Source organism: Dyadobacter sp. SG02 (genome assembly GCF_900109045.1).
In the GTDB taxonomy this organism is placed as follows: domain Bacteria; phylum Bacteroidota; class Bacteroidia; order Cytophagales; family Spirosomataceae; genus Dyadobacter.
The window spans coordinates 323605-336428 of record NZ_FNYL01000001.1; the positions used below are offsets into that span (position 1 = coordinate 323605).

Here is a 12824-nt window from a genome sequence, read left to right on the forward strand (position 1 = left end):
AATGGTTGTGAGTTTATGAGGTACGCAGGTTAAATTCTGTGCAAAATGCACCGATCGGCAGCACATATGATGCTTCACAATTAAAGCCGATAAGCAATCCGATTACGCGTTTCTTGCCATTTTCTTCGAGGTAAACGGCCGCACCGGAGTCTCCCTCGTCGGCTAAACGCTCTGTTTTTATAAGCCCTTTCATCGTTTGCGCAGGAAGCCCGGGAACGAAATACTCTCCCTCCTGATATGGCGCGAGCACCTTGGCTTTTTGCGCGTTGGAGCGGGCACCTACCATGAATACCGTACGTCCTACGAGGCTGTTCCCAGGTGCGTCCAGTATGTCATGAAAGCCGGTTGTAGTGCCGAAAGGTAGTCCAGAGACATCCGTAGCATTGTTTAGCCGAACCAAGGCAAAATCCTGGGACGGGCTGAATTGGCCTTCGACGACCTCGCCGATTGTCGTTGGAGCAATTCCTTCTCCCGGAGCAACTGTCGGAAGTCCTGGCGTGTTGCGAAATTGCGTTTGGTTTCGGGCCAGTAAGTCGGCACAGAGAACGTGATAGCAGGATAGGACGTAGCTGAACTGGCTGTCTTTCAATCCCAAGCCTAATGTTCCCCAGGTAGTTTGATCGGCCCGGCGGATGCTGCCACCAGGTGCCGTCGGAACAGCATGATGAATGGAAGGCCCGGGATTGTATGCAAAGCGCGTCTCGCCGACTTGCACCACATCAGTTGGAATTCCCACCGTTCTGCCATCGGAGGTCTCGAAGGGAAGGAATGGGGGGATCTTGCCAACAACTAATCCCGGGGTTTTGGTTTTAACTTCGAAAAGAGCGGACAGTTGACCAGTCGGACTGCCACTTTTTTGTTTTGTCTGCAAAGCGATACCCACCACATTAGGGTAGTTCATGCGCCAACGGTCCCCTTCCTGCTCGATCGCCTGCAAAATGTCATCCCCGGTGGCTTCGGCCAGGGACGTCGATGAACCGGACGCTGCCCCGGATGGTTTTTCCGTTGTGTCGCTAGGAAATATCAGATTCTTGATCCCTTGCAGGAACTGGACCAATCTTCCGGAGAAGAAACCCATCATAAATGCGACGAGGATCTGGTTAGGACTGTAATCGATCTGGTCGATGACCGGCTTGTCCGATATGGCCAGACTAATGCCCACAAAGATCACCAGTGAGCAAAGGGGAGCATAAAAGAATTTAGCAATATGAACCCACAACTCATTTTTATCAAACGCTTCCAGACCTTTTCGTAAAGACTCAGAAACACTGTACAACAAACTGGCTATCAGCCCAAACCATGTCCAGAAAATCACCTCGGCGTACAGCCCGCCATCATACAGCCAGAAATAAGACCGAACAGGAAAAACATAATCTTTCAATGCAGCCAGGAGGTCGGCCGGGCTGTCAAACATCTGAATCCATTCTTCAATCGCGTTCCGTTCAATCGTATCGATCGGATAGCTGGAAGTCATGTAAATCAGCACCTGATCGCGTTGACGTTGCGTAACAGGACGCTGTCCGTCCGGAAGGGCTTGCGTACTTTTTGCTGAGGTGCTTTCGGTGGGTGTTGCAGTGCTGCCTGCTGGTGCCGTGGTGCTCCCGGCCGGCACTGCGGCGCTTGCGGCAGGTGTTGCGGCGGTATCTTTGTTGGCCGGGTTGGGCTTTTTCTCAGGATTCTGGTTTGTCTTTTCGGATATCAGCGAGTCCTTTTGATACAGAAGGGTTCTGATAACCGACAAATCGTCTTGCGATAATGTCGCTTTGGATAGGCCCTCCGGTAACCAGCAGTGAAGCAGTAAATAGATGAGTAGAAGCGAGCATAGCGTACCGATAATGTAACAGAACCAACGGTAGGGCGTGATGGATGGGAACGGGTTTGACATGATTTTTTTTTGATATGATCATATCAAAATTCGCCATCCGTACTGGGGTGACCAATAGTATTTTCACCCATTTGACACGGGTAATTTTCACCATATCAAAATTCGAAATCTACCTCGAATACGGTATTGCCTGTTAAAACAATCGATCGATAATCCGATTTGGGAATGTTACCACCTACAAGCCCGCGAATACCGACATAGTACTTCTTTTGTTCCAGATTTTTGAGACTTACCGTCCCGTTTACATCCGTGCTATCGCGCATGACATACCCATTTACCCGGCGGTCATGGATAGTCTTTGCCTGCTCTTCACTGGTAAAAAGGTAGACGTAAAAACGGGCGAGAGGCTCTTTCGCGCCAATCGTAGCAGTTACATCGATCGATGGTTCTGGGCTGATGTCAGGAAATGCCAACGTAACGGACTTTTCGGATTTTGTCTGACCATCTACATCTGCCGTCTCAAACCGAACAGCAGGAGGGTCTGCCAAGGCAATGGTGCCACCTGCTTTCGTGCGCCCGGCGACATAGTATGTTCCGACGTCTAATCCATAAAACAATGCTATTCCATTTGCATTAGTGGTCCCTTTTTGCACGTGGCCATCGGGAGTTTCATTACTGATTGTCGTTGCCTGGTTGCTATTCGCAAATAAATATACTTCCGCACCTACCACTGGCTCATCGGTATTCTTCCAGATAACTTTAAGGACACCCTTTGGGTAAACCGGGTTCAGTTTTATCTCCATCTCGCCAACAGCATTCGCAGGAGGGAGAGAGGCCAACGCGTGTTGTTTCTGATACACAATCCCATTGCTGGCCGTGTATTTGGCGGTAAGCCAGACACCTCCCTGATCCCGGGGTTGATTTGAAAAAGTAAATATCCCTTCCTTGTCGGCCTTGGTACTGTAGAGAAACTTGTCGTTAATTGATTTCAGCTCGCCTGCCGACAAGTAGACCGTGGCTTCGGATGCCAGACCTCCGGAAATACCTGTAAGTTCATCTTTGAGAATCAGCCTGCCGGTAAGGTCTTTTTCTTCGTAAAACTTTACGTCGTCACCATGGCAAGCGAAGAGGAAGAGCGAAAGTGCGATAAGGAACAGCGTCGTTCTCATTTGATGAATATGTTTGTCAGGCTTGCTACAATACCGGGATCAAAACCGAACGAAAAGTACAGATAGCCTGTGGGCCTTTGCTGCTCGCGTTTGATTTCAGCGTTTTCCAACTGATAATATTTCCGCAATATCAGATTGCTCCCCACGTGAAAATTCACACCCGGGATAAGATCGATTCCGACACCGCCATAGTAATTTCGGAGAAACTGGTGCTTCACACCTAAACCAGCCGTTACGAAAAGTTTGCTGGCGAAATGGTTACCACGCTTAAAGTTAGCGTGCATGCTCACATTTTTACGGATCAATCGCGTGGTGGACACCTTCCTTACTGGGTTCGTTTTAAACGGATAAAACTTGACTCCTGCGAATGCCTCGATATTATCAAATCGTTTACCCGGCATGAATTGCTTTGTGCCGGGATCAAAAACGGAGCCCGTCCGATCGCCGGGAATGTAGGCTAATCCGATAGTCGGAAGAAAAAAGGCGGTGTGATATTTTTTGTAGGTTTTCGTTAGCTCCGCTTCCGTTTCGCTGTTATGATAAACGGAGTAGGTGACTTTGCTCGAAGCTGCGATATCGAGTTTTTCTTCCGGCATCAATACTTCTGTACGAAAATCGGCCGTTTCGTCATCCTCCAAACTGATTTTCAGCGGAGGCGTGGTTTGGTTCAAAAGCCATTCCATATGGCTTCTGGTTAATCGCATTTCGTTCATCAAAGCTCTGTATTCCGCAAGCGGTTCGACGTGGAAGAGGTTGTATATCTGAGACATAAACTGGAACCGATCCTGCATCTCCATTAAGCTTACCAGGCCGTCTATGTCAATGGAATCGGGACAGCCGAAAAGAAGCAGTCCAAGCATCGCGTAATTATCCTCACTACCAAATCGGATATTCTCCAATACCTGTTTAAGCGCAGAATCGCACGGTATGCTCAAATCAAATAATCCCGATGCCGGTTGCGACCAGTGCAGGCCCTGATTAAAATTAAGAAGGCCATCCATTGAAAATGCGCCATGGGGAATGATGCCTGCCAGTTTTTCAGCCTGCTTTGCCGCGTCAGTAAATTGCGTTTCGATTTCTTCCAGCGTGATCTGCAAAGGGCTTTTAGGCTGGAAAGCGGCCGCTGTGGAAACATTCCTGACCTTATCCCCTTCTTTGAGATTATGAACGTATACAGCCATGCGGTCCCTACTAGCTATCATATCCGGAAGACTCTTTGCTTTACTGACATCCGCAAAATCAAGGTCAAAATCATAATGGCGCATCCACTGAATAGCACTTTCCGACGATACGTGCCAGACACCGCTGTACAGGATTTTGTTTTTAAAACTGCTTTGCTTCATCCAGGCCCTATATTGCGAGCCGAGGTTACCGCCATTCACCGGAATGGTTTTCAGGTCGGATAGCCGATTGGAAATAGATGAAATGTGGTGGTTGACTTCGGCGAATTTCGTCGGATCTTCCCGCAATATAGTATTCCACAATTTTAGCTCCTCCGAAAGTTCGTGTATTTGTTCCTCCCATCGATTGACTACCAGTATGGTGTCGGATGTTACTTCAAAGGGATTAAGGACAATTTTGCCCCGCGAATACCAGATCCATGACTTAATCCAATCCCTGTTCTCTTTTAAGACATGATTGTAAATACCTTCAATTCTGTTTTTTTGAGATTCGAAAAGTTTGAGCCGTTCTACTAAACCCAGGTTAAAATTTCGCCCATCCAGTGAGTCGATAAGGAACGCGTTGCCGATGGCGTTAGCCTCGTTCCTCACGTCTTTTCTCACATCCCTGATATAATTCAGATGTGATGCGCCTATCCCTTTGAACAGACGAGCAGTTCCTGCCAGGTGCCTAGCGACCAGCTGATTATCAGGGTCGTCAATGGTGATGTTATATTCTACTTTGCTGATTTCATCTCCATCGATTTCCAGCTTACCGGAAACAACCACCGAATCGCCAGACGATTTTTTCCAGATCAATTTTTTGAAGGCTGCGGCAGGATTCAGAAGTACAGGAAAATATCTATTGAACCAGTTGTCATATCCGATGACGTAAGAGCTATCGTATGAGTCTATGAGAGATCTCATATATTTCCGCTCCCAGTGGAAGTCATTGTAAAACGGATGTGTAGTGTCCGACGTCACCTTCAAAAATTCTTCAAACCGGGCAATGAGCTTGGATTTTGGGATATCTGTCTTGCTCAAATCTATCGTGAGCTCTGCATGGTGCAGAATAGTCGGATAATCCGGGCTTTCCAGCTTACCATCTTTTCCAAACAGGACGGTATATTTCTTCGTCTGCGAAAATGCAGAAAAGGAAATCAGACAAAGGAAGGCAGGTAAAAGTATTTTCATCATGCGAGTCAGGTTTTAAGTATTCGTAATACAACCGAAGTTCCCTGGCCGGGAAACGTCTTGAATTCGCAGCTACCTCCGATCAATTTGATCCTTTCTACGATATTCCTTAGTCCCGCACCAGAGTGGGTCAGACCTCGCTGCATCACTTCATCGTAGTTAAAACCCTTTCCGTCGTCTGTCGCCGTGAATAGCAACCCATCGTTATCATACCGGAACTCAAAACTGATATTTTTTGCCCCTGAATGTTTGATGGTATTATTCAGTATTTCCTGAAAGGCCCTGAATATCACAATCTCCCTGTCAAATTGAAACTTTACAGCGTCGCCGTGAACTTCAAAGTGAATAACATACTTCCGGCTTTTTCGGAGTCTTTCCACTTCCAGTTGTACGCTTTCCAGCAAGCCGAAATCCTCAACGAATGAACTATCCAGGCTTTTGGTCAGCGTACGAACTTCGTCGATTGCCAGTTCAATGATTTCTGAAACATTCGCGATGCTGGCTTTGGACTCCGGACTAGTATTTTCGTCGTCCTCCACCATGTTGAGCGAAATGCGCATGACACCCAGCAACTGTCCGATATTGTCGTGTAAATTCCGCCCCACGTCAGCGAGCGTCGCGTTTTGAACCTCGATTTGCGACTTCAACGATTCCTGGATATACCTGGCCGTCAGCTGGGCTTTTTCTTCCAGATTCCGTCGTTGCCTTTGCTTAAAGATCAGAATGAAAAGAAAAATGATAACTCCCAGGAGCATAAACAGCAAAGTTCCCAAAAGGATTACCCAGACAATCTGGGATGCTGTGTCCAAAGTTTGCATAAAAAGGCAATGATAAAGGTGGTATAGAGGAAGATGTTCAGGATCGGATTTAGAATGTATACTTTATCAGACAATTCAACGTCATGATCCTCCAACTTGGCTACCAGTCCCATGACAAAAAAGACTCCCGTAAAAAAGAAGAAATTACCTATGCTGATCCAGAAAAGAGGTTCTCTCCATAAACTAAGAATATTTTCATCAATGTACAATTCATACAGGTAATACATCACGAGGCAGATAATCAGGATGCTTCTGAGCATGAAATTGTAGCTCAGATGAAAATATTCGAAGAAAAATATTGCCTCGACAATGCTGAACGCCAGATAAAGTGCAAATGAGATGACGACAATTTTTTTTGCAAGCGCGCCTTTGTAATGACTCCTGTATAAATAGCACATGAAAAAGTATTCTATCGGCCCGTAGAAAACATAAATCAGGTCCTGATAAAAACCCCGTAAACTCAGTATTTTGATGGGGAGTTCAATTAAAAGTATAACAAACAAAAATAACACCAGGGATCTGATCGGTCTGGTGTGACTTTTGTGCATAATGATCCCAACGGGAATGGCAATCATTACGGTTAAAAGATACAGATTGACGGCTAAGTCCATAAAAACTCGAACTCCGGCCTCTTAAAGAGTTTTGCGAGAGTTTGTACAAATGGTTTTCCACGGGGCTTCCCAACCTGATCTTCCGCAATCCCCTGAATTTTAGCGTTCTCATCGACGTAGATCAGATCATCCCCGTCTTTGTTGGTACCTACAAAGGAAAGTGTCAGCCCTTTACCGTCCGGTAATAAAGAAAAGAAAACCCTGATGCCTTCACAATTTGGCTGTTCGAGCACCCTGAACAGGCTTTTCTTGTCAATATCGAAAGCTTCTATAAATGATGAATCCTCATTCCTGATGTTTTGATTCATTTTAGAATCCTGAAAATTCTGAATCATTAAAAGCATTTCCGAAATCTCAATCGGAGCAGAAAATGGGCCTCTACGCTTAAAATTTTCTTTTGTTAACAGTTCAAGCTTGTCAGCACTGGATGTAAGAGAATACGAAGCCATAAAAAGGGGGTTTATAAGTGAATGATTATGAGTAGAAAAGTTTCAATCCATTTCCATTCTTCCAAAAGTAAATATAATTATAGTTATCCGATTCCTGACATGTAGTAGCGTCTCAATGTTTTTATTAGCTAAACTTAAACTATGAACCAACGATCCGTGCAGCACCGTTTGGACAACGGCATGCAGGAGTCCCCGTAAAGCTCTACGCCTTTGAAACGACTAAAGGCATTCTCAGACACTCTCTGATATAAATCCGGCTTAGCAATGCATTTCGCAATTTTGTCGAGTGATTGCTTCCAGGCTTCCGGATCGGCGATATTTGTAAAAACCGAATTATCCATATCCCTGGCATAGTAGCTGGCATAGTAGCGTATTTCCCCACCCGGTGTCATAAAGCATACCAAGCCATTTTGCATCGCTTGGGCAACGCTCGTGGCCATGCCTTCATTGGAACTGTGCTCGACCAGAAATTGGTGGTGCTTGAAAGCTTCCTGCTTCTGCTGCCCTAAAATCTGACCATGATATTTAATCGCTTCCTGCATGCCGCCGGATTCGACCTGCGCGGAAAGTGTCTGCCATAACCCTTCGTCGGGTCCGTAGTTATTCAAAATGCATTAATGCATCTTGATCGCAGATTTACAGTCATTTCTTTCGAAAGGTTCAGGTTCCTAACCTTGGTCAATCTCCCGAGGCGTTGGTCGGGTGCCCGGGCGACGCACGCGTAAAAAACGATATTACTTTGATCTCCGACCTGGACGCATGGGACGATCGGATGAATTCGGCAAACGCCTCGGAGTCTGTAAAAATGCAGTCGGCGTTTTGAAGGGACTTTTTTGAGAAAAATTCACCAAGCCGATAAAAAAACGTGTTGCTATGGATGAATGAAATATACTTCAGAGCCGGGTTGCGGGTTTTTGCGTTGATGCCCATCATCGAACCCCGCCATAGCAGCTGATCAGAACCTCAGACCTCATCAGCGATGATGAAACCCTGAACTTTCAAAATGGCAAGCGGGTGGCCCACAGCGGGAAGTCGAAGGAATGAAAGTATGCCTGTTGCTGGACGCTCAAATGCTGCAACATTTTCCGATCGATTTTGCCTAACACGACAAGTCACATCATAATGTTCAAATAACTTCGGTATCGCGGAGATCAGCGCAACCTCAACTCCCCAAAATAGCGTGTGTGATGTATGGTAGTCTTGATTTTTTCTGCATTTGCGGCTTGTTACAATGAGTGTTACGAGGTACCTCATGGGAGTTCGGAAGGTACAAAGATAATCCTAACTTCAAGATATGTAACGTTAATATATATACGTTAACTCATCGAATTTTTAGCTTCGTCAGTTTTATAAAGTCGAACCAGACTCATTAGTACATCAGTTTTCATAAGTTTTTCGGGTAAAATTCCCGTGACCGGAACGGGTATTTAACGGTGGCGGATGGTATCGGCTTTCAATAGCTTTGGTTTTAAAACCTCAATTATCAGGATGCTGGCAGGGTGTTGACCCGCGTTCTGCATTCTTTTCTTCATCAACCATCGTCATGATTTTATTTATTTCAGCGCTATTAATCGTGTTTATGTTTGTTTTGTGCCGGTGGTGCATGGAAAAGTTTATTCGGAATGTGTACCGGGACGCTCAGGTAACGAGGGAAATACTGCAGGCGCAGGTGGACGTGCAGAGCAGCGCATTACGGCAAATCGGAGAAGAATTGCATAACCATGTTGGCCAACTGCTGGCTGTGGCACATATTAAGCTGGATATGCTGGAAGAGACGCAGCAAACAGGTGAAAACCTATGTTATATTACTGAGGCCAATGAAATGGTCAGTTATTCCATTAAAGACCTTCGCAATATCGGTAAAAGAATAGGCGGAGATTTTGTCAAAGATTTCAAATTGGCCGACAACATAGCCTCGGAATTGATTCAAATTCGGAAAGCTAGCGGGTTGGCAACCGAATTGACTATTTCCGGAGAAAAATACGCGCTGGGATATGAAAAAGAGATTGTACTTTTTTGTATCTCGCAAGAAATTCTCAACAACATAAAACAACATTCGAAGGCAACGAATATTTTCGTGCAGCTTCGGTATAAATCCGATCAGTTTGTCATGCATTTGAGCGGCAACGGTATTGGGTTCGAGCCAAAACTGAACGCAAGTGCGACCGGAGATGAGTACAGTGGCCTAGCAAGGATTGAACGGAAAACCGAAATAATCGGCGGTCAATTTGTGTTGCGATCAGTCCCTGACAAGGGTACAACGATTGAAATTTTTCTTCCTCTAGATAACCCTTAATCCTCCTTGAATAGTTATGAAAACCAAGATTGCGATTGTGGATGACCACGAACTAATGGCCAAAGCGCTGTCGGGACTCGTTCAGAAATTCGAAAATTACGATGTGATTTATGAAGTATTCAGTGGGGCTGATCTGAAAAAACGGATCGGCCTGGGTATGGTACCCGAGGTCGTACTTCTCGACGTCAGTATGCCGGAAATGGACGGTTACAAAGTTGCCGAATGGCTCAAAGATAACCATCCAGACATCAAGATACTCGCATTGTCGATGAATAATAAGGAGGAAGCCATTGTAAAAATGCTTCGGAACGGGGCCAAAGGCTACCTTCTGAAAGGCTGCAAACCCAACGAACTGAAACAGGGCCTTGACTCCATTGTTCAGAAAGGCCATTACTACACCGACTACGTTACCAGCCAGCTCATCAAAAACCTGAATCCTGAAAGCATTCTCGACCCCGTGGCCGAGCTGGGCCTCAACGACCGGGAGCTACAATTCGTCCGTCACTCATGCAGCGACATGACTTACGTGGAAATCGCCGATCAAATGTGCGTAAGTCCCAGAACTGTGGACGGTTACAGGGAGTCGGTGTTCGTGAAGATGAACGTGAAAAGCAGGGTAGGGATGGTGCTGGAAGCTGTAAAGCTGGGTCTGTTTGAAATTTGATCGGGTATGCAAAAGCCTACCCGCGTTTCTACCGTATTTTCAACATTTTTTTCCCGCGTTTTTCTCCTGAATTTATTTGCCTGGTATGCCTTCTTTTGTACGCAATTAATTTTTAACCCTAAAATTCAACAACCATGAATGAAATTAAAGTACTGGGATTTAGTGATGTAAAGGATCTGGACAATTGTGCGCAGGCAAGTTCTACGCCAGATCAAATACAATCAGAAATATCGGATGCGGATCTTCAGACAAGGATGGCTGAGTTCGAAGCCACTAGTGAAATCGCCATGAAATCGTGCGCATTTCCTATCGATGTAGTAAAGACCTTGATTGCGGACCATCCCACCGCAACAAAGCTGTTGATTTACAATGTAGTCGAAAACGGAAAGCACAATGTGTATCTGAGTATCGGAGACGATAATGCGAAGATCATGAAGCGCAGTGATGGTTTGATCCAAATTCAAACGCCATGCTGCAAATGCTGTAAATAAACTATGAGTGTTCAGGTACTTGTAATTGTGTATATTGTTGCCGTGCTCATTCCTTTGGTAGCCGGAACCGTCAGGTTTCGGCTACTTGGCATGTCAGGCCGTGTCCTCACCTTTCAATTGTTCTTAACGCTTATCTACATTAGCACGTCATTCTACTATTGGAGCCGGAACATGTCCAACATGTTCATTTTCCATATTCAGACGGTAACGGATTATGTTTTCTATGTTTTGATCATTTACTTTGGCATTTCGAACGCGCGGCTAAAAAAAACGATCCTGGTTTCAGTATATGCTTTTCCGTTACTCAGCTTATTCTTCACGGCTTTTGTGAACGATATCGACGAGAATAGTTCCGTTTCGTACTTTATTTCTTATTTGCTGCTGATCTGTTGGTCGTTCCTGTATTTGTATGGGGAGATTAAAAGTTCGGTACAGAGGAATCTGTTTCGCGAGTTGCTTTTTTGGGTTGCATTAGGGTACATATGCTATTTTTCCAGCTGTATCCTGGTGGAGACGTTTTACGAACAAATGAAAAAATATTCTACTGATTTGGCAGAAAAGCTTTATTTTATCACTTATCCGCTTGCATATCTCCTGCATACATTGTTTACGGTGGGCCTCCTGGCGGATCGGCTTTTCAAAAACGAGATGAAATGACAAAATCATTCGCCTACGGGGATACGATCGTGCTGATGGTTACAGTGGGTACCATCATCTTTTTTTGTCTGTCTATCTTTATAGGTGTCATTTTGCTCGCATACCAGCGGAGGCAGCTCCTCAACCGTCAGGAACAACATAACATCCACCAGCATTACCAACGCGAGATACTGGAAAGTCAGTTGGAAGCCCAGAATGAAACACTGCAATACATCGGCCAGGAACTGCACGACAACATCGGCCAGCTGCTCTCTGTGGCGAAAGTTAACCTCAATACTTTAGAGGGACGGCCACAAAGCGACGACAACATGCAGGATATTTTGATGACGAATGAGATTATCGAGCAGGCCATCGCCGATTTACGCGCCCTTTCCAAGAGCTTTGATACGGACTTCGTCAAGGATTTCGGATTTCACCAAAGCCTGTCGGCAGAGTTGTTGCGGATTTCGAAGACAAAACGGTACAAGACTGAATTAAATATTTCAGGCAACAGGTATTCTCTTGGTTTTGACAAGGAAATCGTACTGTTCCGCATTAGTCAGGAAATTCTGAACAACAGCATCAAACACGCCGGCGCGTCGGAAATCACCGCGTCCATTTCCTACGATCAAACAACTGTACTGCTCGAATTGAAAGATAACGGACGCGGCTTCGTTTACCACAAATCAGAAGATCATACCCATTCAGGTTCGGGCCTGCGGAATATCGAACGGCGCGCGCAGATGATCGGTGCCGGGTTGACAATAGACTCCGGGCCTGGTTACGGAACAGTTGTAAAAATCGAGATTGCGCGGTGAAGGAAAATGCCCGCTCCTAGGCAAAATCGACTCCAAGCATTTTCAGCCGGGTTTCCAATTCAGGAAATTTACCCTCGATGGAGCCTTCGAACCGGATGGTTACCACGCCGTCCCGGTCCGACGGTAAAAGTGCCTTGTTGGAATTTCTCGGGCTCCACTTCTGCATTATTGTCAGCCGGTGAAGCCCGTAAGAGAGTCCCAAAGCCATTCCTATTTTCAGTAGTACATTTTGTTTTGGCCTATCAGCAAACTAGGGCAATTCAAACGTCTCCATCTCCAAAAGTGTCCAGTTTTGTATTTAGAAAACCGGACATTTTATAACGCTAGGCTCTCCATACTGGCTTCTGAAAAATCTTGCGAACTTCCAAATGCTCGAAGAGGATTCGAACCCTCGGAGATGAGGGATTTGAACTTAAAGTGCAGTAGAAATCAACTCGATTTTTGCCCTTAAACAGGGATTTCGTAACTTTGCATAAAAATCGGTTGGTTATTAATTGATAATCAGCCAGTTAAGTAAGATTTTACGAGGTATTTTGGGTTGATATCGTGAATCGTGGAAGTAATTTTTGAAATCCTATAACTTACTGTTTAACAGCGAGTTAACCACCTGGTTTCAGATCCTCTCTAAAACTCCACAAAAGGCGCTGAAAATCAACCATTTACAGTCCTCACAGAATTTTACACACAAAAGCA

General features: G+C 45.4%; 12 protein-coding genes. 5 read left to right on the forward strand and 7 right to left on the reverse strand.

The window, feature by feature from the left end:
* Positions 1–13: 13 nt before the first annotated feature.
* The 6 genes from BMW93_RS01340 to BMW93_RS01370 all read right to left on the reverse strand — a co-directional run bounded on the left by BMW93_RS01340 (position 14) and on the right by BMW93_RS01370 (position 7834).
* Entirely contained in the window at positions 14–1885 is a 1872-nt protein-coding gene (locus BMW93_RS01340) for a serine protease (RefSeq protein ID WP_090373400.1), read from the reverse strand.
* 95 nt (positions 1886–1980) lie between these two features.
* Positions 1981–2994, reverse strand: a complete 1014-nt coding sequence (locus tag BMW93_RS01345) for a prealbumin-like fold domain-containing protein (protein WP_090373401.1) — start codon at positions 2992–2994, stop codon at positions 1981–1983.
* Positions 2991–5351, reverse strand: a complete 2361-nt coding sequence (locus BMW93_RS01350) for a hypothetical protein (RefSeq protein ID WP_090373402.1) — start codon at positions 5349–5351, stop codon at positions 2991–2993. The genes BMW93_RS01345 and BMW93_RS01350 overlap by 4 nt, the downstream gene beginning before the upstream one ends.
* A 5-nt stretch (positions 5352–5356) precedes the next feature.
* Positions 5357–6166 carry a sensor histidine kinase gene (locus BMW93_RS01355; protein WP_090373403.1) on the reverse strand — a complete coding sequence of 270 codons (810 nt, stop codon included), beginning with the start codon at positions 6164–6166 and terminating at the stop codon, positions 5357–5359.
* 601 nt (positions 6167–6767) lie between these two features.
* Positions 6768–7226: a hypothetical protein gene (locus tag BMW93_RS01365; RefSeq protein ID WP_090373405.1), complete on the reverse strand. Its 459-nt coding sequence runs from the start codon at positions 7224–7226 to the stop codon at positions 6768–6770.
* A 134-nt stretch (positions 7227–7360) separates the two neighbouring features.
* Positions 7361–7834: a glycosyltransferase gene (locus BMW93_RS01370; protein WP_090373406.1), complete on the reverse strand. Its 474-nt coding sequence runs from the start codon at positions 7832–7834 to the stop codon at positions 7361–7363.
* Positions 7835–8769: 935 nt separating this feature from the next.
* Between BMW93_RS01370 and BMW93_RS01380 the strand changes: the two genes are divergently transcribed.
* The 5 genes from BMW93_RS01380 (at position 8770) to BMW93_RS01400 (ending at position 12131) form a co-directional block, all read left to right on the forward strand.
* Positions 8770–9522: a sensor histidine kinase gene (locus BMW93_RS01380; RefSeq protein ID WP_090373408.1), complete on the forward strand. Its 753-nt coding sequence runs from the start codon at positions 8770–8772 to the stop codon at positions 9520–9522.
* A gap of 16 nt (positions 9523–9538) precedes the next feature.
* Positions 9539–10186, forward strand: a complete 648-nt coding sequence (locus BMW93_RS01385) for a response regulator transcription factor (protein ID WP_090373409.1) — start codon at positions 9539–9541, stop codon at positions 10184–10186.
* A 134-nt stretch (positions 10187–10320) separates the two neighbouring features.
* Positions 10321–10677 (forward strand): hypothetical protein, encoded by a 357-nt coding sequence (locus tag BMW93_RS01390; RefSeq protein WP_090373410.1) that lies wholly within the window; start codon positions 10321–10323, stop codon positions 10675–10677.
* Between the two features lie 3 nt (positions 10678–10680).
* Complete coding sequence (locus BMW93_RS01395) at positions 10681–11334, forward strand: hypothetical protein (protein WP_090373411.1); 654 nt, start codon at positions 10681–10683, stop codon at positions 11332–11334.
* Positions 11331–12131 (forward strand): sensor histidine kinase, encoded by an 801-nt coding sequence (locus BMW93_RS01400; RefSeq protein ID WP_229240129.1) that lies wholly within the window; start codon positions 11331–11333, stop codon positions 12129–12131. Before BMW93_RS01395 ends, BMW93_RS01400 begins: the two co-directional genes overlap by 4 nt.
* A gap of 16 nt (positions 12132–12147) precedes the next feature.
* Here BMW93_RS01400 and BMW93_RS01405 read toward each other — a convergent pair whose 3' ends face one another.
* Positions 12148–12339, reverse strand: coding sequence for a hypothetical protein (locus BMW93_RS01405; RefSeq protein ID WP_090373412.1), 192 nt, complete (start codon positions 12337–12339; stop codon positions 12148–12150).
* Positions 12340–12824: the final 485 nt, after the last annotated feature.

Coding starts and splice junctions, on each gene's coding strand:
- BMW93_RS01385 (WP_090373409.1), top strand. CDS start 9,539: ATGAAAACCAAGATTGCGATTGTGGATGACCACGAACTAATGGCCAAA.
- BMW93_RS01350 (WP_090373402.1), bottom strand. CDS start 5,351: ATGATGAAAATACTTTTACCTGCCTTCCTTTGTCTGATTTCCTTTTCT.
- BMW93_RS01355 (WP_090373403.1), bottom strand. CDS start 6,166: ATGCAAACTTTGGACACAGCATCCCAGATTGTCTGGGTAATCCTTTTG.
- BMW93_RS01345 (WP_090373401.1), bottom strand. CDS start 2,994: ATGAGAACGACGCTGTTCCTTATCGCACTTTCGCTCTTCCTCTTCGCT.
- BMW93_RS01380 (WP_090373408.1), top strand. CDS start 8,770: ATGATTTTATTTATTTCAGCGCTATTAATCGTGTTTATGTTTGTTTTG.
- BMW93_RS01400 (WP_229240129.1), top strand. CDS start 11,331: ATGACAAAATCATTCGCCTACGGGGATACGATCGTGCTGATGGTTACA.
- BMW93_RS01390 (WP_090373410.1), top strand. CDS start 10,321: ATGAATGAAATTAAAGTACTGGGATTTAGTGATGTAAAGGATCTGGAC.
- BMW93_RS01340 (WP_090373400.1), bottom strand. CDS start 1,885: ATGTCAAACCCGTTCCCATCCATCACGCCCTACCGTTGGTTCTGTTAC.
- BMW93_RS01365 (WP_090373405.1), bottom strand. CDS start 7,226: ATGGCTTCGTATTCTCTTACATCCAGTGCTGACAAGCTTGAACTGTTA.
- BMW93_RS01395 (WP_090373411.1), top strand. CDS start 10,681: ATGAGTGTTCAGGTACTTGTAATTGTGTATATTGTTGCCGTGCTCATT.
- BMW93_RS01405 (WP_090373412.1), bottom strand. CDS start 12,339: ATGGCTTTGGGACTCTCTTACGGGCTTCACCGGCTGACAATAATGCAG.